General features: G+C 38.6%; 15 protein-coding genes. 4 read left to right on the top strand and 11 right to left on the bottom strand.

Going from position 1 to position 25,504, the window contains the following annotated elements; all coding sequences use genetic code 11:
- Window positions 1–43: 43 nt before the first annotated feature.
- The 3 genes from Q2T41_RS01755 to Q2T41_RS01745 are packed head-to-tail and all read right to left on the bottom strand — an operon-like array spanning window position 44 to window position 4,982.
- Entirely contained in the window at window positions 44–1,219 is a 1,176-nt protein-coding gene (locus Q2T41_RS01755; protein WP_304434614.1) for an MFS transporter, read from the bottom strand.
- 4 nt (window positions 1,220–1,223) lie between these two features.
- Complete coding sequence (locus Q2T41_RS01750; protein WP_304434612.1) at window positions 1,224–2,747, bottom strand: nuclear transport factor 2 family protein; 1,524 nt, start codon at window positions 2,745–2,747, stop codon at window positions 1,224–1,226.
- Between the two features lie 21 nt (window positions 2,748–2,768).
- On the bottom strand, window positions 2,769–4,982 hold the full coding sequence (locus tag Q2T41_RS01745; RefSeq protein ID WP_304434610.1) for a bifunctional alpha,alpha-trehalose-phosphate synthase (UDP-forming)/trehalose-phosphatase: 2,214 nt from the start codon (window positions 4,980–4,982) through the stop codon (window positions 2,769–2,771).
- 103 nt (window positions 4,983–5,085) lie between these two features.
- Between Q2T41_RS01745 and Q2T41_RS01740 the strand changes: the two genes are divergently transcribed.
- Window positions 5,086–6,888: a glycoside hydrolase family 15 protein gene (locus Q2T41_RS01740; protein WP_089260084.1), complete on the top strand. Its 1,803-nt coding sequence runs from the start codon at window positions 5,086–5,088 to the stop codon at window positions 6,886–6,888.
- Here Q2T41_RS01740 and Q2T41_RS01735 read toward each other — a convergent pair whose 3' ends face one another.
- From Q2T41_RS01735 to Q2T41_RS01705, 7 genes are all read right to left on the bottom strand, one after another.
- Complete coding sequence (locus tag Q2T41_RS01735) at window positions 6,889–7,926, bottom strand: pyridoxal phosphate-dependent decarboxylase family protein (RefSeq protein WP_304434608.1); 1,038 nt, start codon at window positions 7,924–7,926, stop codon at window positions 6,889–6,891.
- Entirely contained in the window at window positions 7,866–8,309 is a 444-nt protein-coding gene (locus tag Q2T41_RS01730; protein WP_304434606.1) for a hypothetical protein, read from the bottom strand. Before Q2T41_RS01730 ends, Q2T41_RS01735 begins: the two co-directional genes overlap by 61 nt.
- Before the next feature lie 101 nt (window positions 8,310–8,410).
- Window positions 8,411–10,222 carry an acyl-CoA dehydrogenase FadE gene (locus tag Q2T41_RS01725; protein WP_089260086.1) on the bottom strand — a complete coding sequence of 604 codons (1,812 nt, stop codon included), beginning with the start codon at window positions 10,220–10,222 and terminating at the stop codon, window positions 8,411–8,413.
- A gap of 73 nt (window positions 10,223–10,295) precedes the next feature.
- The gene (locus Q2T41_RS01720; protein WP_304434603.1) at window positions 10,296–11,486 is read right to left on the bottom strand and encodes an acetyl-CoA C-acyltransferase; all 1,191 of its coding nucleotides are present in this window, start codon (window positions 11,484–11,486) and stop codon (window positions 10,296–10,298) included.
- 7 nt (window positions 11,487–11,493) lie between these two features.
- Window positions 11,494–13,899 carry a 3-hydroxyacyl-CoA dehydrogenase/enoyl-CoA hydratase family protein gene (locus tag Q2T41_RS01715; RefSeq protein ID WP_304434601.1) on the bottom strand — a complete coding sequence of 802 codons (2,406 nt, stop codon included), beginning with the start codon at window positions 13,897–13,899 and terminating at the stop codon, window positions 11,494–11,496.
- Between the two features lie 15 nt (window positions 13,900–13,914).
- Window positions 13,915–14,364, bottom strand: a complete 450-nt coding sequence (locus Q2T41_RS01710; protein WP_089260090.1) for a MarR family winged helix-turn-helix transcriptional regulator — start codon at window positions 14,362–14,364, stop codon at window positions 13,915–13,917.
- A gap of 221 nt (window positions 14,365–14,585) precedes the next feature.
- On the bottom strand, window positions 14,586–16,355 hold the full coding sequence (locus tag Q2T41_RS01705) for an AMP-dependent synthetase/ligase (protein ID WP_304434599.1): 1,770 nt from the start codon (window positions 16,353–16,355) through the stop codon (window positions 14,586–14,588).
- Window positions 16,356–16,609: 254 nt separating this feature from the next.
- Between Q2T41_RS01705 and Q2T41_RS01700 the strand changes: the two genes are divergently transcribed.
- The gene (locus tag Q2T41_RS01700) at window positions 16,610–19,207 is read left to right on the top strand and encodes a DUF6923 family protein (RefSeq protein ID WP_304434597.1); all 2,598 of its coding nucleotides are present in this window, start codon (window positions 16,610–16,612) and stop codon (window positions 19,205–19,207) included.
- Window positions 19,208–19,279: 72 nt separating this feature from the next.
- Here the strand turns inward: Q2T41_RS01700 and purL are convergent, their stop codons facing one another.
- A complete protein-coding gene (gene purL, locus Q2T41_RS01695) occupies window positions 19,280–23,002 on the bottom strand; it encodes a phosphoribosylformylglycinamidine synthase (protein WP_304434595.1) in 3,723 nt (1,240 codons plus the stop codon).
- A 276-nt stretch (window positions 23,003–23,278) separates the two neighbouring features.
- Here purL and Q2T41_RS01690 point away from each other — a divergent pair, with 276 nt between their 5' ends.
- Complete coding sequence (locus Q2T41_RS01690; protein ID WP_089260093.1) at window positions 23,279–23,644, top strand: winged helix-turn-helix transcriptional regulator; 366 nt, start codon at window positions 23,279–23,281, stop codon at window positions 23,642–23,644.
- Between the two features lie 153 nt (window positions 23,645–23,797).
- A complete protein-coding gene (locus tag Q2T41_RS01685; protein ID WP_304434593.1) occupies window positions 23,798–25,393 on the top strand; it encodes a zinc-binding metallopeptidase family protein in 1,596 nt (531 codons plus the stop codon).
- The last annotated feature ends 111 nt before the right edge of the window (window positions 25,394–25,504 follow it).

Genomic DNA, 25,504 nt, shown 5'->3' with positions numbered 1-25,504 from the left:
ATATCCGGTCTAACCGTAATTAAAAAGTTTTAAAGAGTTGTTTTCAATAGCTTTTTTTCGTTTTCTTTTGTATGAGGTAGTAGACACCTAATAATGGGCCTATACCTAGCAGTATGAATAACAAATTAATTGGGATAATTGTTTGAAGCAATCCAAGGAGCTGAATACTAATAATAGTAATTGCAAAACCAATACAATTTACAATAGTAAGCGCTGTACCCTTTAATTGTGGGGATACAGAAGAGGCTACCAGATTAGAGAACTGAGGAGAATCTGCTGTAACGGCTATTCCCCATAAACACCAACATGTCAAAAATAGATATACGGGCAATACGAATATTACGGGCGAAATAAAACAGAATATGCCGGATGTAAGCAACGCTTTCAATGCAACCTTTTTACTTCCTATACGTTGAGAGATCATTCCTCCAAAAGCACAGGATAGCCCACCTAGCGCAATTACGATTCCCGTCCATAAAAAAACCGATAAATCGTTGTCGGTCTTATTAGAAAACCATTGCAAGGCAATAGGGGTAAATGCCCAAAAGGCATAAAGCTCCCACATGTGGCCAAAATACCCAAAAGCGGCTTTTTTAAAATCATGATTTTTGAAAAGTCTTGGACCTGCATTTAATTGTAAAGAGGTGCTTGCCACCCTGTAGGGACCGTTAGGTACAAGTGCTACTAGTAGAAAACCTCCCAAGACGGTTATACCAGAAGTAAGCTTTATAACACTATTAGGATCATTTGCCCAAGATGTACCTTTTATTAGAAAAGGAAATGCAGTACCTAAAACCAAGGCGCCCACCAAAAAGCCCAAAGCTTTCCCTAGTCCTTTTTCATAATAATCGGCTGCAATCTTCATTCCTACCGGATAGATACCGGCAAGGAAAAAGCCGGTACCAAATCTAGCAAGCAATAAACCAGAGATGTTCAAATTAGGTGCAATAAGGGTTAAATTGGATAAAGCAGCCAAACAAGCGCACACCATAAAAACTTTTGAGGGCGAAAATCGATCGGCAATCATTAGAATTCCAAAAATCAATGTGCCTATTATGAATCCGAATTGTACTGATGAGATGACATAACCAACAATATCAGGACCAAAATTTAAATTTTTGGCCAACGATTGTATAATGGCATTGCCCGCAAACCAAGTTGAGGTACAGGCAAACTGTGAAACTATTATAATAGGGAGTATATGTAGCGTTTGCTTCAATAGATCAATGTAAAAAGGTAACCTTGGCTATTTTATTATGTTCAATTTCATAAATACCTATTGCCGAGAAGGACTTACCGTTGGCCGTTATAAATTCTTCATCTATGACAATATTACCGATCACGATTCTATTCTTTGATTCACAGTGTAGGTCTGGTGTCGTTGCAAAAAAATCAGAATATCGATTTCGCATGTTTTCAATACCCGCTGTTCTAAGTACGCCATTGTCACCATAAATTTTTACATTTTCAGCGTACGGGCTTAAAAAAGTATTGATGTTTTTTTGGTTATAACCTTCAAGCTGGCGTTGTACAAGTATTTCCGGATCATATTTAGTGGGTAAATCCTGGATAAAGGTCATACTGTTTATAAGTCCATCAACTTTATATATTGCAACTTGTTGATGCTGTTTTCCACCAACGGTAACCTGTTCTTGGTCTATGACGGTCTGCCCCAGATGTATCCTAGAGGCGACTTTTACCTCTACAGACGGTGTTCTATCATAGAAAAGTTGATATTTTTCCTTGAGAATTTGTCGTCCAACATACAGTGTATCCATTGGATAATTAGAGACAATAACGTTTTCGGAAAAACAATTTGCAAATGCATTGACATCTCGGGCATTGAACGTTTCAACTTGCTGGTCAACAATTCTTTTTTGTGAATCATTGGAAACAAAACTTAAATAATTTCCTTGCGGACTTATGGCCAACCTAGAGATACTGTTCACATCTGGATTATTGATTTGATAGGCCATTTTCCAATTCTTATCCTTTTTTGGATTAAACGATAGAATATTATTGTCAAAAGCAGTAATTAGGATTCCGTTTTTCAACCAACTAATATCTTCTAAATTTTCTGGCAATGATATGATATCCTCTGAATTTAAGTATTGAGGATTTAACGATTTGACCATATTTGTGGTGTTAGATTTTGAAATATAACTTATAAGATCGCTATCAGGTATTTTATGTAAAGACCTGCCCACATTTTGTTGAACCGTAATATTGGTAAGATTTTTTAAGTTGGATATAACTAGGTCCATTCTATTTTCGCGCAAAACCGTGCAGACCAGTAAGTCTTTAGAAAACCACACATGATAACCAACTTTTAAACTATCCAAAAGAACGCCGTGTTCATTGGTGTCCAAATTATATTCATAAAGTCTTTGTAAACCATTATCATCCAATCTAATAGCTGAAACCGCATTTTTCCCTGGTATTTTCGTTGGGGAATATTCGCTGCCATTTGTGGTATTGGTAAGCCATGAAACAGACCTGTCGTTAATATGGTACAACGCAATATCCGTTTGACCGTTTCTCGTAGCTGCAAATAACAAATTGTCATTATCAAAAAACGAAGGCTGATTATCATAACCTTCGTTATTGGAAATATTAATGGCATTATTTATATACAAGGAATCAACTTCCATTTCCAAATTGGTCAAATATACCTCTGTGCCTAGTTGGGCTTGCAGATGAATAAAGGGCATAATACTAAGCAATAGCCAAAAACACTTAAATGTCATAAAATTAAATTGAGGTAAGTATCAATGCTTCTCTGCAAACCTTTTTAAAATGGAACGCACGTTTTTAGTGTTGTCCACAAAGTATTTAGCTTGTGTTTTTTGCCTACCAACCTTAACGGTTACGGCGTCATCAGGTAATTCCTGAAACATAAATTCATCGGTCCAATCGTCACCAATAGCAAAAACAAAGTCATATTCATGCTCCGTATAAACTCGCATAGAGGCTCTACCTTTGTTTACGTTACTGCTCTTTATTTCCATAACCTTGTTTCCATTTAGCACGCTGAGGTCATCATTGGCTATAAGACTGGTTAATACCGTGTTTAGTTCTACCGATCTCTTTTGTCCAAAATCTGGATCGGTATTTCTATAGTGCCAAGCTAAAGAATAATTCTTTTCTTCAATAAAACTTCCAGGTGTTCGATCAACAAAAGACTCAAGAACCGGTAGAATTTTTTCCATCCAATCTTTTTTGACCGTTTCAAGCATTCTAAACTCTTCTCCATCTTGTGAGATCCATACACCATGTTCAACGATCATATTGTATTTTTTGGGAAGGAACCATTTGGTAAATGTTTCCTTGTCCCTGCCACTGATTAAATACATATCCGTATTTTCCTGTGAAGAAATTTGATCTAGCAGTTCGTACAACGCTTCATCAGGTGAAGCTTTTTGGGGGTCATTATGAAAACCGGCCAACGTGCCATCATAATCCAAGAAGACCAACCTTCTTTTTGCATTCTTATATTCTTTCATGATCACGTTCATCACATCTACGGATAAACGGCTAGATACATAAGTTTGATTATTATGTTTTTGATTGATCAAGGAGTTCATAAAGTCATTGGCCCATTTTTCTACATTATAGCGTTCCAATCTTTTTTGCAACAGGGCATTACGTGAAATCTGCTCTTCCTTAGGCATGTTCAAGGCTTCGTTCAAAGAATCGGCGATCTGTTCAAAGTTATTTGGATTGATCAATAAGGATTCGTTCATCTCATTGGCAGAACCTGCCATTTCGCTCAATATAAGCACTCCGGTCTGATCTGTTCTTGTAGCAATATATTCTTTGGCTACCAGATTCATACCATCCCTAATGGGGGTTAACCATGCAATATCCGATGATGTGTAAAGGTCGATCAGATTATCAAAAGGCATAGACCTGTAAAAATACCAAATAGGTGTCCAGCTTACGGTAGAAAGTTCACCATTGATTCTGCCCACCAATTCATCTATTTCCCTTTTCAATAACTGGTATTGGGGAACGTTTGACCTAGAAGGAACGGCAAGGATAATAAGACGTACTTTTTCCTTATACTGCGGATATTTGTTCAAGAAATACTCAAATGCCTTAAGACGTTTGGCTATACCTTTTGTGTAATCAAGGCGGTCAATGGACAAAAAGAATTTTGCATCTGGAGCAGATTTCTTATGGGTATCCAACCTTTTTTGAAGTTCTGATTTTTCGTCTTCGCTTCGTTGGGAATGTTCTTTGGCCGCATTGCTGAACTTTTTATAGTCAATGCCCATAGGAAAAGAATCCACCTTAATAATACGGTCATCCAAATAAATATCATTAAAGCTTACTTCCAAGCCTAAAAGCCTTCTTACGGAACTTAAAAAGTGACGTTCGTAATCATAGGTGTGAAAACCAATTAGATCAGAGCCCAAAAGCCCGGAAAGTACCTCTTTACGCCATGGCAATGTTCTAAAAATCTCATAAGAGGGAAATGGGATATGCAAAAAGAAACCAATTGAAATATCCGGCCTTTCTGCACGTACCATTTGTGGTACAAGCATTAATTGATAATCATGTACCCAAATCGTATCATCGTTATTGGCCTTTTCTAAAATGGCATCGGCAAATTTTTGATTGACCGCTTTGTAGATTTCCCAACTTTCCAGTTCAAATTCGGAATATTCCAAGAAATAATGAAATAAGGGCCAAATGGTCCTGTTGCTAAAACCATAGTAAAAACCATCCACTTCCTTTTCGGTAAGGTTTACCTTGCTGGAACCATGTTCGGCTAGGGCGCTGTCAATTTTAGAAACAAGTTCCTCTGGTATTTCCTCATCCGTAAGTCCGCTCCATCCGATCCACAGACTATCTCCACCAGAATGAACGGATTTCATACCGGTTGCCAATCCTCCTACGCTTGGAACGGCCGTAATGTCTCCATTGCTAATTTGTAATTGAACAGGTAATCTATTTGAGATAATGATAGTTTTAGCCATAAAAGAGATTTATTTGCTTCTTCTTGAAAATTATTTTTCTAAATTTCGTGAAAAAGGAGGGCAATACCAATTGAAACCTCAAATGAATCAAGAATTTTATTGAATGGATAATTTAGACTACGGAATAATAGGAAATTGTAGAAGTGCAGCATTAATATCAAAAACAGGAAGCATAGATTGGTGTTGTTTGCCAGAATTTGACAGTCCATCTGTGTTTGCAAAATTACTGGATGAGGAAATAGGGGGTAGTTTTGAAATACATGTTGATGATAGTTATAAAATTACCCAGAAATATGAACCATATACCAATATATTGATCACTTCCTTTAAATCTGGGGAACATCATTTTGAGATCCATGATTTTATGCCAAGGTATAGGAAGGAAGGTAATGCATATCATGCTCCGCCAGAATTGATTCGCTATTTTAAATACGTATCCGGTACACCCAAATTCTCGGTACTATATGATCCAAAGCTTGAATATGCTATAGGAACAACGGAATCCTTTATAAAAAAAGATTTTGTGGCCAGTTTAACCCATGATGTAAAGTTTGATACCATATTTCTATATTCATCCTTTGCTAAAGAACGTATTGTAAATTCTGAGCAAATAGAACTTACTGAGGATGGATATATATTAATAGGATATAATGAAAAATTGTTGTTGCCTACTACGGAACGTGCTTATTTAGATTTACAAAATACAAGGGTCTATTGGTTGAATTGGTCCAATTTAACGCCAACCTATAAAAAATTCAATGAGGAAATTTCACGAAGTGCCCTTACGTTAAAGTTATTGAGTTATGATAAGACCGGTGCCGTACTGGCTGCGGCAACAACCTCCTTGCCAGAAACCATAGGTGAGGTTAGGAATTGGGATTATCGTTTTTGTTGGATCCGTGATGCATCTATGGTAATCAAGGTAGTATCTGAACTTGGCCATAAAAATGTGGCAAGACGCTACTTGCAGTTTATTATTGATTTAATCCCGGATAAGGCAGAAAAACTACAGATAATGTACGGGATTAATAAGGAAAAGAAGTTAACGGAGGAAACATTGGATCACTTGGCCGGTTACAAAGGTTCCAAACCCGTTAGAGTAGGTAATGCGGCCTATCACCAAAAGCAGAATGATATTTATGGTATTTTAATGGATGTCATATATGAGCAAATGGTAAAGTTTAGTGTTGATATCGATAACGGGGAGGATCTATGGGCCATTACCAAAGGAATTGTTTGGATCGTTAGTAATAACTGGAAAGATGCGGATAAGGGTATTTGGGAATTTAGAGCTGAGGACAGACATTTTACATTTTCTAAGGTATTATGTTGGACTGCATTGGACAGGGCGATCAAAGTAGCGGAAATGCTTGATAAGAAGCATAAAATTGAAAAATGGGAGCCAATACGAGCGGAGATATGGAAAGATATCTATGACAACGCGTGGAATGATGAAGTTGGCGCCTACACCCAATCTTATGGGTCTAAGGAATTGGATGCCTCAGTTTTGTTAATGGAATCCTACGGATGTGTGGATGCCAAAGATGAACGTTACATTAGTACGGTCCATGCCATTGGAAAAGAGTTAAGTAATGATGGACTGTTATACCGATACAAAAATGAGGACGATTTTGGACTGCCATCTTCTTCCTTTACCGTATGTACGTTCTGGTATATCAATAGTTTGTTTAAAATTGGCGAGCGTAAGAAGGCTTTGGAATATTTTGAGCGTTTATTGGGCTATAGCAATCATTTAGGATTATTTAGTGAGGACATAGATTTCAAGACCAAACGATTGCTCGGTAATTTTCCACAAGCCTATTCACATCTAGCGTTAATAGAATGTGCCATTAACTTTTCAAAGAAAGACAGTGAAGATCAAATGGTAGAGTCGTTACGAGATTGATTATAATACGAATCTTTTTATTTTTTGTATGAGATTCTTAAAGTGGTCAATGTTCGTAAACGGATTCATTACGGTAATCCTCATATAGAATTTTTGCCTTAATTTGGTTTGTACAATATAAAATTCGCCATCTTCTAACAAAGATTGGCGAATTTTTGCATTTAGCGCATTCTCACGTTCTAAGGTCAAAGATGGGGAACAATATCTAAAGCAAACAATGTTGGACATTGGAGTTATGGCAACTTCAAAATTGGGCTCATCTTCAATAAGGTCCGCAAACAGTTTTCCCATATCATATAATTGGGTTACGTAAGCGTCAAAAACTTCTTCACCATAAAATTTTAGTAGCGCAAACCAATAGATAGCCATCATATTCTTTGTACACTCAAAGGTACATTTGCCAGAATTATACCAATCTTCATGTTCCGAGTCTGACAATAAATAGTCTGCTTTTTGGCTAAACGTAGCCTTTGCATTGACTTCATCCTTAAAAAGGAGAGCAGTCGTCAAGGCGGGCATCATCATCATCTTATGTCCATCTATCACTACACTATCCGCATGTTCTATTCCTTTTAAGGTATGCCTATATTTTTCTGAAAATATCCCTGCACCTCCATGGGCACCGTCCACATGAAACCATATATTCATTTTTTGGGCAAATGCGGCAATCTTTGATAAGTCATCAAAAATTCCGGTTGCCGTAGACGGTGCGCTACCAACAATTGCAAATATTTCAATGCCTTTTGTCTTAGCTTCTTCATATTTTGCAAGTAACACGTCTGTATTCATTGCAAAATCATCGGTTACGGGAATTTTAACGATACCTTGCTCACCCATGCCCATAATACGCGCGGCACGATCAACACAATAATGAGCCTCTTCACTAACCATAATACCTAGTTGGTTCACCGTACCCTTGTTCCATATATCTGCTTGGGTAATGGCCTTGCGGGCACTCAACAAAGCGGTTAGGTTGGCTAGGGTTCCGCCAGAAGTAAGGAACCGGCAGAGTTGGGGCCATATCCTATCTTTTCGCATAGTTTTTTAGTTATTATACGTTCTATGGCATTTGACGCCATACCCATTTCATAAACTGCTGTGCCGTTGTTCAATAACGAGCTTATCAATCCAGATAGCGCGGTTATAGGAGCAGGAGGGGCAACTTGATGTCCCATATAGTGGGGATGGTGGATATAAGTGGTGTGTTTTGCTATTTCCTTGAATATATCCGCTTTGTCTCCATGGTGCAAAAACTCTTTCCAGAATTGTAGCTCGTTTTCTGGAGTGTTCCATGGTATTGCCGTATTGGATAATTGAAAAAGCTTGTTTTTCAAGTGTTCTGTTAATTGGTCAATAAGTGAATGGCCAATGGAATTAAATTCAGATGGACTATATACTTGTTTGAGTAGTTCCTTGTGCATTGTTCAAAATTAGCGGTATGTTAGAATTTGAGCAAATAAAAAACCGCCCTTTTAAGGGCGGTTCCTATTCATTTTACCAAACAACAAAAAGGTAATCTGAACTAGTCAAAGGTATACCCGTTGTCTGCGGCAACTTTATCGGCAATTTGTGTGCGTAAAGCTACTACATTAGGGTAGTTCGTATATTTTGTAAAGCGTTTAAGTCCCATTAGCATCATGCGTTGCTCATCACCTTCTGCAAAGGAGATTATAGCTTCCTTGCCCTTATTGATGATTTTTTCAACGGCATTGAAAAGATAAAGTTTGGACATGGCTATTTGCGTAGCCTGTGCTTCTTCACCAAAACGTTTCGCATTTTTTTCCGTACGTAATAGGGCAGATTCTGCCATATATACTTCAATTAGGATATCAGATGCCGCCAACATTAATTGTTGGTGCTTTTCCAATTCAGGCCCGTACTTTTGAACTGCAGATCCAGCCACCATTAAAAACACTTTTTTAAGTCTTTTTAAAATATCTTTTTCTTCGGCAAACAACTCAGAAAAATCAGGAGTATCAAAGGAAGGAATTCCCATAAGTTCCTCACCAACGGCAGTTGCAGGTCCCAATAAGTCTACATGACCTTTCATAGCCTTTTTAACAAGCATACCTACAGCTAACATTCTATTGATTTCATTGGTTCCTTCATAGATACGTGCAATTCTTGCATCTCTCCAAGCAGATTCCATTGGTGTATCTGCACTAAAGCCCATTCCGCCAAAAATCTGAACACCTTCATCAGCGGTATGTTGAACATCTTCGGATACTGCTACCTTTAATATTGAGCACTCAATTGCATATTCCTCCACACCTTTTAATTCGGCTTCTTGGTGGGTATTACCTTCACTTTCCCTAATAGCAATACGGTCTTCAATATTCTTTGCGGCACGATAGCAGGCAGATTCTCCTACATAGGCATTGGTGGACATATCTGCCAATTTGGCTTTTATAGCACCAAAGTTAACAATAGGAGTTTTGAATTGGATTCGTTCATTGGCGTAATTTACTGCTTCATTGATTACCCTTCTTTGGGCTTCCAAACATGCAGCCGCTAATTTAATACGACCTACATTCAATGCATTCATTGCTATTTTAAATCCATTTCCTCTTGTTGAGAGCATATTATCCACAGAAACTTTTGTTTCATTGAAAAATACCTGACGGGTAGAGGAGGAGTGAATTCCTAATTTCTTTTCTTCATCTCCTAATGATATGCCATTACTAGGGTCATTTTCAACGATAAATCCTGTAATATTCTTATCATCCTCAATACGGGCAAATACGATAAACAGGTTACAAAAACCAGCATTTGAAATCCACATTTTCTGACCGGTAATGCTATACGTTTTTCCATCTTCTGATAACACCGCTTTTGTTTTACCGGAATTTGCATCTGATCCGGCACCTGGTTCAGTAAGGCAATATGCACCAAACCATTCACCTGAAGCCAATTTAGGCACATATTTTTGCTTCTGCTCTTCTGTACCGTATAATGTTATAGGCATGGTGCCAATACCGGTATGCGCTCCAAATGCAGTACTAAAAGAACCTGTAGCGCCAGAAATATAATCACAGACCAACATAGTAGAAACAAAGCCCATTCCCATTCCACCATAGGATTCTGGAACGGCAACACTCAATAAGCCCAATTCACCGGCTTTGCGCATAGTTTCTTCCGTATACGCATAATCTTTTTTCTCAAAACGTTCCCAATGCGCCCACAATTCCCTGTCAACAAATTCCTTGGTGCTATCACGCATCATTCGTTGTTCCTCATTTAAGTCCTCTAGGGTGAAAATATCTTCACAATTGGTTTCCTTGACGAGAAATTGTCCTCCTCTAAGAATGTCTTTATTTATTGTTTCTGCACTCATTTTTTTAGTATTATGTAATTTTAGAAGTATGGCCTTGTTGCTATAACCATTACTTATTTACTGCAAAATTATTTTAGTTTAAAAATTCAAAAATACCTGCGGCACCTTGTCCTGTACCCACGCACATTGTTACCATACCGTATTTGCCTTGCATATTACGCTTACGCATTTCATCAAACAATTGAACAGAAAGTTTGGCTCCGGTACATCCTAATGGATGTCCTAAGGCTATTGCTCCACCATTAACATTCACGATATCTTGGTTTAGGTCAAGCTCACGCAAAACGGCCAAGGATTGTGAGGCAAATGCTTCGTTCAATTCAATTAACTCAATGTCGTCTTGTTTTAAACCAGCTTGCTTTAGTGCCTTTGGAATTGCTTTTACAGGTCCAATACCCATAATACGAGGCTCTACACCGGCAGCGGCATAATTTACCAAACGTGCAATAGGCTCAATATTGAGCTCTTTGACCATTTCTTCGCTCATGATAAGAACAAAAGCGGCACCATCGCTCATTTGCGAGGAGTTACCGGCTGTTACACTACCACCTGCGGCAAACACAGGTCTTAAACCGGCCAAAGCTTCTTTGCTGGTACCTTTTCTTGGTCCCTCATCCTTGGAAACGGTATAACTTCTATTTGCTTTTTTACCATTTTCATCAACGTAAGTCTGATCAACCGTTATGGGAACAATCTGTTCTTGAAAACGGTCTTCGGCCTGGGCGCGAAGTGCTTTCATATGGGAATTGTATGCAAACTCATCTTGGTCTATCCTAGATACATTGAACTGCTTAGCAACGGCTTCTGCGGTATTACCCATTCCCCAATAGTAATCCTCATGGCCAGATTTTACCAAATCATAGTTTAATTCCGGTTTATTACCTGTCATGGGAACGGAGCTCATACTTTCTGCACCACCTGCTATGATACAATCTGCCATTCCTGACTGAATTTTTGCAGTTGCAATACCAATCGTTTCAATTCCTGAAGAACAAAAACGATTTACGGTCACCCCCGGTACATCCACAATATCCAATCCCATAAGTGATATTAAACGTGCCATGTTCAAACCTTGGGAACCTTCTGGCATAGCATTGCCCACAATAACATCGTCAATACGTTTTTTATCCAATTGGGGTACCTCACTCATCATATGCTGAATGGTCTCGGCGGCCAATTCATCAGCTCTTTTAAAACGGAAAACCCCTTTTGGTGCTTTTCCTACTGCCGTTCTATATGCTTTTACTATATATGCTTGTTTCATATCCTTTTTAGTTTCTTAATGGTTTACCTGTTTTTAACATGTGCTGAATTCTTTCCAATGTCTTACGTTCCGTACATAATGACAGGAATGCTTCACGCTCTAAATCCAAAAGATATTGTTCCGATACGCGTGTTGGTTCAGACAGATCACCACCGGCCATTACGTATGCCAGTTTATTTGCAATCTTTTTGTCATGCTCACTTATATAGTTACTGTCTTGCATAGAGTCCGTACCTACTAAGAACATACCTAAAGCCTGCTTGCCTAAAACTTTAATATCCTTACGTTTTACAGGTTGGGTATACCCTGCCTCGGCCATTAATTGAGCATGGGCCTTAGCGGTAGCAATTTGTCGGTCTTTATTCACCACCACAATATCCTTGCCCGATTGTAAAATTCCTAGATCATACGCTTCATAGGCAGAAGTGGAGACCTTGGCCATACCTATTGTTAAAAAGTATTCTTGAAGTACGTTCAGTTCAACATCGTTCTTATGAAACAAATCTTGTGCTCGCAAGGCAAACTCCTTAGAACCGCCACCACCTGGGATTACACCAACTCCAAATTCAACCAAACCTATATAGGTTTCAGCAGCGGCTACTACTTTATCTGCATGTAATGACAGCTCACAGCCACCGCCCAAAGTCATACCGTGGGGTGCGGATACTGTTGGTATGGCGGAATAGCGCATGCGCATCATGGTATCCTGAAACATTTTTATTGCCATGTTCAATTCATCATACTCTTGCTCAACGGCCATCATAAATATCATACCGATATTAGCACCAACAGAAAAGTTTGGGGCTTGATTACCAACAACAAGACCTTGAAAATCTTTTTCGGCAAGGTCAATTGCCTTATTAAGTCCGGCAAGAACATCGCCCCCAATCGTATTCATTTTTGATTGGAATTCTACATTCAAGATTCCGTCTCCTAAATCTTCAACGACTACGCCGCTATTTTTAAATACCTCTTTGGATTTTCTAATATTATCCAAAATGATAAACGAATCCTGTCCAGGTATTTTTTCTATCGATTTTTTTGGAATATCATAATAGTAGGTAGCGCCATCCTTAACGGCATAAAAAGAAGTAGTTCCGGCTGCGAGCATTTCCGTTACCCAAGCAGCAGGTGTTTCTCCTTCCGCTTTCATTATTTCTATTCCTTTCTCGACACCAATGGCATCCCAAATTTGAAAAGGTCCGTGTTCCCAACCAAACCCAGCTTTCATGGCATCGTCAATCTTATAAAGTTCGTCCGTAATTTCAGGTATTCTATGTGATACATAAGCAAAAAGGGCCGCAAAGTTCTTTCTATAAAACTCACCGGCCTTGTCTTTTCCTGCAACCAATACTTTAAATCTATCAACGACCTTATCTATTGTTTTGGTAAGTTCCAAAGTGGCAAATTTTGCACTTTTCTTGGAACGGTACTCCATGGTATCCAAATCCAACGTCAAAATTTCAGTCTTGCCCTTTTCATCTTTGGATTTTTTATAAAAACCTTGGCCGGTCTTACTACCCAACCACTTGTTCTCCATCATGGTATTGATGAAACCAGGCAGTTTAAAGAGTTCTAACTTTTCATCATCCTTACAATTATCCGCAATTCCGTTGGCTACGTGCACTAAAGTGTCCAGACCAACAACATCTACGGTTCTAAACGTTGCGGATTTTGGACGACCTATTACCGGACCGGTCAATTTGTCTACTTCTTCTACAGTCATGTTCATATCCTTGACCATATGAAAAAGGCTTTGGATACTGAATATGCCTATTCTATTGCCTATAAAAGCAGGGGTATCTTTTGCGATAACCGATGTTTTACCTAGAAATTTTTCTCCATATCCGTTTAAAAATTCCAGTACTTCAGGTGAAGTCTTGGGTCCAGGAATAATTTCAAACAATTTTAAATATCGTGCGGGATTAAAAAAGTGTGTTCCACAGAAGTGTTTCTGAAAATCCTCACTACGGCCTTCACTCATAAAATGAATGGGAATGCCCGATGTATTGGATGTAATCAATGTACCTGGAGTCCTATGCTTTTCCAAGTTTTCAAACACCATTTTTTTAATATCAAGTCGTTCTACGACCACTTCAATGATCCAGTCAACCTTGGCCACTTTTGCAATATCATCCTCTAAGTTTCCAGTAGATATCCGATCTGCAAATTTTTGATGATAAATAGGGGAGGGCTTAGATTTTAGTGCTGCAGCCAATGAATCGTTAACCAATCTATTACGAACAACTTTATGGTTAAGTGTTAAGCCTTTGGCTTTTTCCTTTTCCGTAAGTTCTCTTGGTACGATATCCAATAGTAATACTTCGACTCCAATATTGGCAAAATGGCAAGCAATGCCACTACCCATTATTCCAGAGCCGATAACTGCTACTTTTTTAATATGCTTGTTCATGTAGTTTAATCGGTATTAATTTGATATATTTTTTGAAAATAATTTTTTGTCCGCAATTAGTTTATTGATGGTTTCCGTAACCTCAAAGAAGTTCAGAATTTTTTCCTGGTCCACTTCTTGCCTAATAGCTTCATTAAATTGAAGTACGGTACTTTTAGAAAGGTTTCTTTTTTCCAGACCCATTTCGGTCAAATAGATTAATACCCCTCTTCCGTCATCTGGGTTAGGCTTTCTTAGAATGAGCCCTTTTTTTTCCATACTCTTTAAGATTCTGGAAAGACTTGTAGCTTCCATGCCCATTTTAGGTCCTAAAGCGGTAGATGGAGTTCCCGTTTTGGGGTCAATACTCAATAAAGTAAAACCTACTGCCATTGTAGAATCAAAATTCTTTGCTTCTTCATTATACATTCTAGCTACGGCTTGCCAAGTAGCTCTAAGTGCATAATCAATTGTAACTTCTTTCATACGCTGGTGGTTGCAGCCCAAATATAATAAAATTTATTATGCATGCATAATAAATTTATGAAATATTTAAGCAAAACCTATTCCTTTTTTGAATTTGCTACAATTGCCTATATAAAATTACGGAATGCCGTATTTAACAAGAATTGGCTAAAAGATTAATTAAACCCGGGCAGTAGATTAAAATTCCGTTTGGGATTTTCTAATTTCTGTGGAATATGGTCTTAATATCCATAAATATCATTGTACAGGTCAATGTATTTTTCCTTGATGATTTTTCTTCTCAATTTCATTGTAGGGGTAAGATGTCCGCCTTCAATGCTCCAGATGTCCGGCGTAAGCCTAAATTGCTTAATTTTTTCCCATTTGGCAAAATTTTCATTGGCCTTGGTAACTTCTTCGTCCAATCTTGCAATTACTTTTTCATTAAGTACGATATCAGAATTTTCACCTACGGTAATTTTATTTTTCTTGGCCCATTCATAGATATAATCAAAATTGGGCTGAATAAGTGCAGCGGGCATCTTTTCACCTTCACCAATAACCATTATCTGCTCAATGAAACGGGATTGCTTGCATCTGTTCTCCAACAATTGGGGTGCCACATATTTACCGCCGGAAGTTTTGAACATTTCCTTTTTGCGATCGGTAATCCGCAAAAAACCTTCATGGTCTATTTCACCGATATCCCCTGTATGGAAGTAGTCATCCTTGATAACCTCGGCGGTTTTTTCTGGATCCTTATAATAACCCATCATTACGTTAGGGCCCTTGCATAAAATTTCGCCATCTTCGGCAATCTTTACTTCCACATCTGAAATGACCTTACCTACGGTGGCAATTTTCCACCCGTTGTTGCGTACATCGTTTACAGAAATGACAGGTGAAGTTTCGGTAAGACCATAACCTTCCATTACAGGAATACCTGCGGCGCCAAAAATTCTACTTAAACGGGGCTGTAGAGCGGCACTACCGGATACCATTATGCCAAGATTACCTCCTAGGCCTTCTTGCCACTTGCTGAAAATTAACTTGCGTGCTATGGAAAGTTTAAATTCATACCACCACCCGTTGGCCTTATAAGGTTCAAATTTTAGACCTACACCAACGGCCCAAAAGAACAGACTCTTTTTTATACCCGTTAGACTTGATCCTTTTGCAATTATAGATTCATATACCTTTTCTAACAACCTGGGTACTACGGTCATTAAATTTGGTTTTACTTCCTTTAAGTTATCACTTATTTTATCCAACCCTTCGGCAAAATGAATTTCAATTCCGCAATATTGGTAGAGATAAAGAATCATACGTTCAAAAATATGGCAAACGGGTAAAAAGCTTAACGCTGTATCATTGGTGCTGGAGGGAACACGTTCTTTACTTGCTACAACATTGGACACCAAATTATTATGGCTCATCATTACACCTTTTGGTCTTCCCGTGGTACCCGAAGTATAGATTAAAGTTGCAAGATCAGATGGTTGAACGTTATTCTTTAACGTTTCTACTTCTTCTTGGTTGGTCGTATCCGCACCTTGGTCCAATACTTCTTGCCAATTAGGGCAATTATCTATTTCATTGAACGAGTATACTCCTTTAAGGGATTTTACATTGCCCTTGATATTGTTGACCTTTGTCAATACCTCTGTACACGATACAAAACAATACTGTGCTTCTGAATGGTTTAGCACATATTCATAATCCTCTTCAGAAATAGTGGGATAAATTGGTACATTCTGTGCGCCGATCTGTAATATTCCAATATCTAAAATATTCCACTCCGTTCTGTTGGTCAATGAGATAACGGCTATTTTGTCATTAGGTTTAACTCCTAAGCGAAGCAAACCCCTGCTTATGGCATTTGCTTTATTAATATACTCTTGCGTGGAAGTGGCGATCCATTTCCCGTTTTTTTTGGTTACTAGAGCTTTTTCAAGGTTAAAATGCTCTAATTGATAATAAGGTATATCGAATAGACGGGTTATTTTTTGCATATGCAGATTATAAACTTTTTTGCAAAATAATGAAAGAACTCGGTATTTTAAAATTGTATTGACAAATAAAATAGCTTATGATTATAAATTTCTTAATCTGAAGGTTCAGCTAGCCTTGGGGATAATTTTAACTATTCGTCTACAATAAATTGCAAATGAACGGGTTATGTATGCAGTTAAAATAAAAGTAGGAAAATTCCTTAATTTTTAGAATTATTTTTGTTCCTAATTTTTATATTGAAATTGTAGAAAACATGAAAAAAAATTACACCATTTTACCATTTTATAACTTCACCTTTTTGCTTATCCTAGTATTGGCGTGTAGCAAAGTCCTTTCCCAAGCGGAACCATTTAATTGTGACTATAATGCCTATTTATTTCAGTATAATGATATTTATGCGTTGGATTTGGCATCGGGTAGCTCCTACTTAGTTGCTGAGGATATTACCGCTGGTAATATTAATGGTGTAGGTTATAACACTACAGATGGATTTCTTTGGGGCTATTTGTCTACCCCTTCCAGCACAATCGTGCGTATTGGTAAGGATTATTCCATAGAGCAATATACCATTCCTGAGTTGCCAACAGGAAATAAGTATGTAGGTGATATTTCCGCAAATGGTATATATTATTTTAAAGCAGGAGGATCCTCATATTACAAAGTAGATATTAATCCTAGCTCATCTACTTATCTAGAATTTTTAGGAGCATTTGAATTAACTCAGTCCATGTCCATAGCGGACTGGGCATTTAATGCTGCGGACAATATGTTGTATACTGTAGAAAAAGGTACCAATATTCTTTATAGGATTGATCCAGATACAGGAGTGGTTAAAGCTTTAGGAGTTGTACCCATACTTCAAGGGTTAAATTATACGTTTGGTGCGGTTTATTTTGATGTGGACGGCAATTTCTATGTTTCTGCAAACCAGACCGGTTCGGTATATAAGATAGAACAAGTGCAAGATATTGCGTTGGGCGTTATACAGTCCAATATTTTCGCCTTTGGTCCGGCAGCTTCAAGTAATGATGGTGCACGTTGTCCTACCGCCCCAGTGCCGCAAGAAGATTGTTTAAACGGTGTTGATGATGATGGTGACGGATTAATTGATTGTGATGACCCCTCTTGTTCAGGTGTAGCTACTTGCCCGGTAATCGTTACGACTTCTAGTGCTAATAAAGGTGGATTGGAAAGTAATGACAGGTTGGCGAATTTAATCAGTAAACGTAATTATAATAGAGCCAAGGCAAATTATGTTTTTGATAAGAAAACGGCCAAAAAATTAGTGAAAAGTGCCTTGTACGGTCTAAATGCCAAAACTGACATTTTCAATATTCCCCTAAATTCATTGGTTCCTTTGGGTATTATTGGCGAGACAAGTACAATTGAATCATCTCCAAGTGATTTGCTGGATTTGACCAATGCATCGGACATTTATTCCGTAGATTATTTAAATGGAATGGATAATTTAGGTTCTTTAATGGTAATTAAAACCGATAATCAGGTATATGAGCATAGCAAATTTATCTGTGACCGTTTTCTTGGAGCACAATTATTATCGGTCTCTAACATACAATTAAGGGAAAAAGACTTCATCAAATCCATTATTAAACAACCGGACGGTAGTCAAGAATTTGCTTTGACGTTCTCTGCAAGGGTTAATAATGACGGTAATTTTATAATAGAATCTCATTGGAACATTGATGCCTATACGAGTAATACCTCCTTTTATAATTTTCAGATTTGGTCCAGTTCAGTAGATGATCTATTGCTATTGGCAGATGAGATACTAAATCTTTTGGAAGCAAATTCTGAAATTTCACAATATAACGGATCAACACCGCCACCAGTATTTGTTAAATCGGCCAGCTATAAAAATGGAGAGGTATTGTTAAATATAGTGAACAACAATAATTCGGATCATATTAATCTAGAAGGTGGTTTAAAATTAACGGAAACCAGTGACACGGAGAGTTTAGGGGTAACAGCGGATATTGAAGGATATTTGGATGCAGTTGCTCTTAAAACCGGTACTTTATTTGATATGGGCTTTAGGATAAGTGCCGGATTAGGGCAAACACCAGATGACCTTTTTGTTGCTGATGCCCCTTGGGGATTGGATGATTCTGGAGTTGATACCATGGTATCTAATTATGAGGTATTGCCAGCCGACGGACCTTATGTGGGAGACGGATACCCTATAGAGCGAAATATTAAATTAACAGGAACTACAAAAAGTTACTTAGGAGTCTACAGGGCCTTAAATCCTAGGTTTTCTGCTGTAAACCTTAACGAATACGCCAAAATGAGTTTTGAGGCTATGGGCACAGGAAGCTTAGAAGTTCAGTTGATAAAAGGTGACGGCACAATTTTTCAGACTTTTATAGCCTTAACTACAGAAATGAAAGGTTATACACTTCTTAATGCTGATTTTAAGAATGATGCGGATGAAGGTACGGACTTTTCCAACATTAAGGTTATTTCCTTCAATTTAGTAGCTAATAATGAATATGCCGAAGAGAGATCATTGGAGCTACAAAATATAGATTTCCATAACCGAGAGGCGGCACAAGTTTTCGTCGATAATAATTTAAACAAATCTGTAGTATACCCAAATCCTATGATAGAAAGAACAAGCCTTTATTTTTATGACGAAAACGCAGGATCATTTGACCTTGATTTATATACTTTAAATGGTACTTTGTTAGGTAGTCATCATCTTGAAGGTGATAGTGTAGAAGGTCAAAATGAAATAATTATAGAACGTAAAGACCTGGATCCAGGACTATATTTATATAAATTAAAAAATTCCAATGAAAAAACATGGAGTGGTAGAATATTGGTAAGATAGATGTTTAGGTTTTAAATAGCTGTGTTCCCCCAATTGAGGGGGCGCACACAGTTTTTTATTCTCAAAATTTAATTATTGGTGATTAAGAATCCAATCCTTGGCATTCACAAAAGCTTCAATCCAAGGTGAAACTTCATCCTTTCTGTTTGATGGATAATGTGCCCAGTTCCATGGAAAAATAGAACGTTCTATATGGGGCATTGTCACCAGGTGTCTACCGGTTTTATCGCAAAGCATTGCCGTCTTGAAATCACTACCATTTGGATTTGCCGGATATCCTTCATAACCATATTTGGCAACGATATCATAGTTGTCCTCAGAAAGCGGTAATGAGAATTTACCTTCTCCGTGAGAAATCCAAACCCCTAATTTGCTTCCTTCCAATGAGGAAAGCATTACGGAATTGTTTTTCTGTATTTCTACGGATGTAAAGTTACTTTCGTGTTTATGGGAATCGTTATAGGTCATTTTACCATGGGTTTCATGCTCTGGATTTATTAGGTCCAGTTCCATGAACAATTGGCAACCATTGCATATACCGACCGATAGCGTATCTGGTCTAGCAAAGAAGTTCTTGATAACGGTGTTGGCCTTTTCATTGTATTTGATGGCACCCGCCCATCCTTTGGCGCTTCCCAAAACGTCTGAGTTGGAGAAACCTCCAACAGCTCCTAAGAACTGAATGTCCTCCAAATTCTCGCGTCCTGAAATTAAATCGGTCATATGAACGTCTTTCACATCAAAACCGGCCAAATACATTGCATTGGCCATTTCGCGTTCAGAGTTACTGCCTTTTTCACGGAGAATGGCGGCCTTAGGTCTGTCTTTGCTTGCGTTTAAGGTTTTACTTGGCAGGCTTATAGGGGTTTTATTGGAAAAGGTATATTGCAAAGGTTGAACCTTATAATTTTCAAATCTGTCCTTGGCCAGACCATTTGCAGTCTGTTGATTGTCAAGAAGGAATGATGTCTTGAACCAAGTGTCCCGTAAGGTTTCTATATTTAGTCCCATTTCCATACCATTGTTTTTTATGGTAAGAACGGCTTTGCTCGTAACGGTACCCAATTTAATTGCATCTATATTGTTAGATGTAAAAATATTGGCTATGCTGTCATCTTTTGCCTGTAGCACAACTCCTGCATTTTCAGAAAATAGAATTTTTATGGTATCTGCCTCGCCCAATGAGGTAAGGTCAAGATCGGCCCCTAGTTCAGTGTCCGCAAAGCACAGTTCCAGAAGTGTTGTGATCAACCCGCCGGAGGCAACATCGTGCCCTGCAACAATTTTATCTTCCTTAATTAAGGTTTGGATGGTGTTAAAAGCAGTTTTAAAGTATGCGGAGTCCGTAATGGTGGGGGTTTCGCTACCAATACTGTTCCTTGATTGTGAAAATGAAGAACCTCCTAATTTATAGGCATCCTTAGATAGATTGATGTAATAGATAGACCCGGCATCTTTTTGTAGAACAGGTTCTATAACCTTGGTAATATCATTACAGTTGCCCGCAGCGGATATAACCACGGTACCCGGAGATATTACATCACCATCCTTGTATTTTTGTTTCATGGAAAGGGAATCCTTTCCAGTGGGTACATTGATACCTAATTCAATTGCAAATTCGGAAACAGCTTGTACTGCTTTATATAAACGGGCATCTTCTCCTTCATTTTTGCAGGGCCACATCCAGTTGGCGGATAAGGAAACGGAGGCCAAACCATCTTTTAACGGTGCCCAAACCAAGTTGGTCAAAGCTTCTGCAATACTGTTCTTGCTACCTGCGGATGGGTCTATAAGAGCAGAGATAGGGGAGTGCCCAATACTAGTGGCAATCCCTTCCTTGCCTTTAAAGTCCAAAGCCATTACACCACAATTGTTCAAAGGTAATTGTAACGGCCCCACACATTGCTGTTTGGCAACACGACCACCTACGCAACGATCAACCTTGTTGGTAAGCCAATCCTTACAGGCCACGGCCTCTAATTGAAGAACCTCGTCCAAGTAATCATGAAAATATTCAAGCGAATAGTTGGCATTGGCATAATTTCGAGCCACGGTATTATCGGTCATAATTGTTTTTGGAGAACTGCCGAACATATCTGAAAGTTCCAGGTCCATTGGTTTGTCTCCATTGGTCTTGGATTCGAACGTAAAACGATCATCACCTGTAACATCGCCCACTTCATACATTGGTGAGCGTTCGCGATCGGCAATTCGTTTTAATAGATCTATATGGTCCTTACCAATGACCAACCCCATACGCTCCTGTGATTCATTGCCTATAATTTCCTTGGCTGATAATGTAGGGTCGCCAACGGGTAATTTATCTAAATCTATTTTTCCGCCTGTTTCCTCAACAAGTTCAGAAAGACAGTTAAGATGACCACCAGCTCCGTGATCATGAATGGAGACAATGGTATTTTCATCACTTTCCACCATACCACGAATAGCGTTTGCGGCCCTTTTTTGCATTTCAGGATTAGAGCGTTGAACAGCATTGAGTTCTATCGCGGAACTGAATTCCCCCGTATCTGCACTGCTCACAGCCGCACCGCCCATACCGATCCTATAATTATCGCCCCCAAGAATTACAATTTTATTTCCGGTTTGGGGCTTGTCCTTAATGGCTTGTTCAACTTTCCCGTAGCCTATACCACCAGCTTGCATAATAACTTTGTCAAAGCCTAATCTGCGTTGATTTTGTGAAGCTGACGACATATTGTCATCGGTACTGTCAAAAGGCGAGGAAGCTTCATCATGTTCAAAGGTTAAAACCGAGCCAGAGATGAGCGGCTGACCAAATTTGTTTCCAAAATCAGAAGCACCGTTAGATGCTTTGATCAAGATATCCATTGGTGTTTGGTATAACCATTTTCTTTCTGGCATTCCCTTTTCCCAAGGTCTGTTTTGTTCCAAACGGGAATATGCGGTCATATATACGGCCGTTCCAGCTAAAGGTAAGGACCCTTTTCCGCCGGCCAAGCGATCCCGTATTTCACCACCTGCACCGGTTGCCGCCCCGTTAAAAGGTTCTACAGTAGTAGGAAAATTATGGGTTTCCGCTTTTAAGGAGATAACGGAATCAAATTCCTTTTCCTGATAAAAGTCTGGTCTATCTGCACTTTTAGGGGCAAACTGTACCACCTTTGGTCCTTTTACAAAAGCTACATTGTCCTTATAGGCAGATATGATATCATTAGGATGTTCCTGGGATGTTTTCTTGATCAATTTAAATAAGGAGGTAGGCATTTCCTCTCCGTCGATTACGAATGTACCGTTGAATATTTTATGCCTACAATGTTCAGAATTGACCTGACTAAAACCAAAAACTTCTGAATCGGTCAATTTACGACCTATTTTTTTACTCAAGTTTTCCAGGTATTGCACTTCCTCTTCGTTGAGGGCCAAACCTTCTTGTAGATTAAAGGCTTGGATATCTTCAATTTCCAATATAGGTTTGGGTGCAACGCTAATAGTGAACACATCTTGGTCCAATACCTTATACTTCTGCGAAATCATTGGATCAAATCCTGTAAAATGCTCATCTACGGCATTAAATTCCTCAATTCTAATGATACCCTCAATACCCATATTTTGGGTGATTTCAGTAGCATTGGTACTCCAGGGAGTTATCATTGCGGCACGAGGCCCAACAAAAAAGGCGTCAAGTGACGCCGCATTTATTTTCGGTAGGTTGCCAAACAACCATATAAGTTTACCGGTATTTTCAGTTGAAAGTTCCTTAGCGGTCTGTACCGCAAAAACCTTTTTGCTAGGTTCCCCAAAAAAGTGAATCATTATAACGAGTCTGGTATTGATTTTTAAAGTACAAAATTAAGGTTTTAGCAGTTACTTTTCACGGTAATTTGAAACACTTTTAAACAGTAATTGTTAATGAAAAAAGTAGGATTTTGTTTTACCTTTATCCAATGAACTAAAAATTGCCGATAGTTTTTAAATTAGGTTCGAATTTTAGATTTTTATATAAGATTAAATTATAGTCTGTTTTTAAGACTTTTGGAAAGGCAATATTTACACGACTAAAATAGGCATCAATATTAAATTTGGGACAAAATGACAAAGCATAAAAGCGATATACAGGCGCTATCAAAATGTATGGATATGATAGGAGGTAAATGGAAACCCATACTCTTATATCATATTTCTAAGGGTACGAATAGATTTAATAAATTATTTGAAGCCATAGATGGGATAAATCGCCAAATGTTAAGCAAACAATTAAAATCATTGGAAAAGACGGGCATATTGGACCGCACTTTATATGGAGAAATTCCGCCACGTGTGGAATATACTTTAACACCCGCAGGAAAGTCCTTGTTACCTGTTGTACAAGCTATGATGCGTTGGGGGCAAAAACAACAGACGGAAAAAGTAGTTGTGCCAGACGCGCCGCAGAACCAACAGTTGCCGTTGTTTTAAGACAGCTTTACAATAGTATGGTTTTGGCATGCAAAAATTGCTATTAATATCAAAAAAATGGGTTGTAGGTTCTTAATTAGACAAAAATTAATGTAGAGCCACGGTAGGGCGATTGAATTTGCGTATCTTTTTAGAAGCTAATTCAAACCAACCATGAAAGAAAAAACTATCCTATTAGCGGCAATTTGCTCACTCTCTATGATGAGTAGTGCAATTGCCCAAAAGAAAAGATCAAACAAACAAATTGAAAAATTAAAGGCCGAAGTCGCATCCATAGTCGAGGATAATAAGAAGCAATCCCAAGTCATGGTCGATAAAATTTTCAGTTTTTCCGAATTAGGCTTTCAGGAAGTAGAGTCGTCCAAATACCTTACCGGGATATTAATCGAAAACGGATTTGAAATAGAAACTTCAATATCTGGCATACCTACGGCGTGGTTTGCTACTTGGAGCAATGGTGACGGCCCTGTTATAGCCTTGGGCAGTGATGTGGATTGCATTCCTAAAGCATCACAATATCCTGGTGTAGCCTATCACAAGCCCATTGTAGAAGGTGCGCCTGGCCATGGTGAAGGTCACAATTCCGGAATTCCAATGAATATTTCTTCTGCCCTTGCCGTAAAGAAGATTATGGAGAGAGAGCAAATAGGAGGTACATTATTGGTCTGGCCCGGTATTGCCGAAGAACTTGTGGCCGCAAAGGCGTGGTACGTTAGAGATGGTTTGTTCGATGATATAGACATGTGCATCTTTACGCATGTGGGCAATAATTTAGGAGTCTCCTATGGACCCACAAGGGGCACCGGTCTAATATCCGTTGAATATAGTTTTGATGGTGAAGCCGCACATTCCGCAGGATCTCCCTGGCGAGGGAAAAGTGCCCTGGACGCTGCTGAACTAATGAATATTGCTTGGAACTACAAGCGTGAGCACCTACACCCCTTAAAACGTTCCCATTCTATATTTACGGATTCTGGAGATCAGCCAAACGTGGTACCTTCAAAAGCATCTATATGGTTCTATTTTAGGGATATTAAATATGAAGGGATCATGGAAATGTATGCCATGGCCAACGATATGGCAAAAGGAGCGGCAATGATGACCGGCACTACCATGTCCTCCAAGGTTTTGGGCACTGCCTGGCCAAGGCACTATAATAAGGTTATTGCCGAAACTATGTACGGGAATATAAAACAAGTAGGTTTGCCGGAATGGTCAGAGGCGGACCAAAAATTGGCAAAGGCGGTACAGACAGAAGTCGGTTCGGAAAAGGTAGAAGGTCTATCTACGGAATTAGCTGATTTGGGCCTTCCTGTAATTGAACCCGTAAGTGGTGGTTCTGATGATATTGGTGATATTTCTTGGAAAGTTCCAACGGTTACCCTGAGGTATCCGTCTAACATACCCGGACTTCAAGGCCATCATTGGAGCAATGCCATTGCCATGGCCACACCAATAGCACATAAAGGAGTTGTAGCCGGAGCAAAGGTTGAAGCCATGACCATATTGGATTTTCTGTTAAAACCCGAATTGATGAAAGGTGCATGGGACTATTTTAACAATGAACAACAAAAGGATACCAAATATCAACCTATGATTTCAGAAAGTGATATGCCTCCAATTTACCTGAACAAGGATAAACAAGAACAATTTAGACCTGCTTTGGAAAAATTCTATTATGATGAGACTAAGTATGATACTTATTTAGAGCAGTTGGGGATTCAGTATCCAACATTGAAATCAGAGTAGTATTTTAGTTTAACTTAAATAGACTTATATAACTAGTAACTATAGAACACACCTCATTTGTAGAAATTATGCCATCCAAATTTTACTGCTGCAGCCAATGTAGCTGAATTT

Source organism: Maribacter confluentis (assembly GCF_030505015.1).
Lineage (GTDB): Bacteria > Bacteroidota > Bacteroidia > Flavobacteriales > Flavobacteriaceae > Maribacter > Maribacter sedimenticola.
Note: the sequence above shows the minus strand (reverse complement) of the source record. Positions and strands in the feature narration are given on the sequence as shown.

What these genes read in the sequence shown, in the direction of transcription:
- Q2T41_RS01720 (WP_304434603.1), bottom strand. Translation starts at nt 11,486, where the DNA reads ATGAAACAAGCATATATAGTAAAAGCATATAGAACGGCAGTAGGAAAA.
- Q2T41_RS01705 (WP_304434599.1), bottom strand. Translation starts at nt 16,355, where the DNA reads ATGCAAAAAATAACCCGTCTATTCGATATACCTTATTATCAATTAGAG.
- Q2T41_RS01690 (WP_089260093.1), top strand. Translation starts at nt 23,279, where the DNA reads ATGACAAAGCATAAAAGCGATATACAGGCGCTATCAAAATGTATGGAT.
- Q2T41_RS01725 (WP_089260086.1), bottom strand. Translation starts at nt 10,222, where the DNA reads ATGAGTGCAGAAACAATAAATAAAGACATTCTTAGAGGAGGACAATTT.
- Q2T41_RS01730 (WP_304434606.1), bottom strand. Translation starts at nt 8,309, where the DNA reads ATGCACAAGGAACTACTCAAACAAGTATATAGTCCATCTGAATTTAAT.
- Q2T41_RS01715 (WP_304434601.1), bottom strand. Translation starts at nt 13,899, where the DNA reads ATGAACAAGCATATTAAAAAAGTAGCAGTTATCGGCTCTGGAATAATG.
- Q2T41_RS01740 (WP_089260084.1), top strand. Translation starts at nt 5,086, where the DNA reads ATGGATAATTTAGACTACGGAATAATAGGAAATTGTAGAAGTGCAGCA.
- Q2T41_RS01685 (WP_304434593.1), top strand. Translation starts at nt 23,798, where the DNA reads ATGAAAGAAAAAACTATCCTATTAGCGGCAATTTGCTCACTCTCTATG.
- Q2T41_RS01745 (WP_304434610.1), bottom strand. Translation starts at nt 4,982, where the DNA reads ATGGCTAAAACTATCATTATCTCAAATAGATTACCTGTTCAATTACAA.
- Q2T41_RS01700 (WP_304434597.1), top strand. Translation starts at nt 16,610, where the DNA reads ATGAAAAAAAATTACACCATTTTACCATTTTATAACTTCACCTTTTTG.
- Q2T41_RS01735 (WP_304434608.1), bottom strand. Translation starts at nt 7,926, where the DNA reads ATGCGAAAAGATAGGATATGGCCCCAACTCTGCCGGTTCCTTACTTCT.
- Q2T41_RS01750 (WP_304434612.1), bottom strand. Translation starts at nt 2,747, where the DNA reads ATGACATTTAAGTGTTTTTGGCTATTGCTTAGTATTATGCCCTTTATT.
- purL (WP_304434595.1), bottom strand. Translation starts at nt 23,002, where the DNA reads ATGATTCACTTTTTTGGGGAACCTAGCAAAAAGGTTTTTGCGGTACAG.
- Q2T41_RS01710 (WP_089260090.1), bottom strand. Translation starts at nt 14,364, where the DNA reads ATGAAAGAAGTTACAATTGATTATGCACTTAGAGCTACTTGGCAAGCC.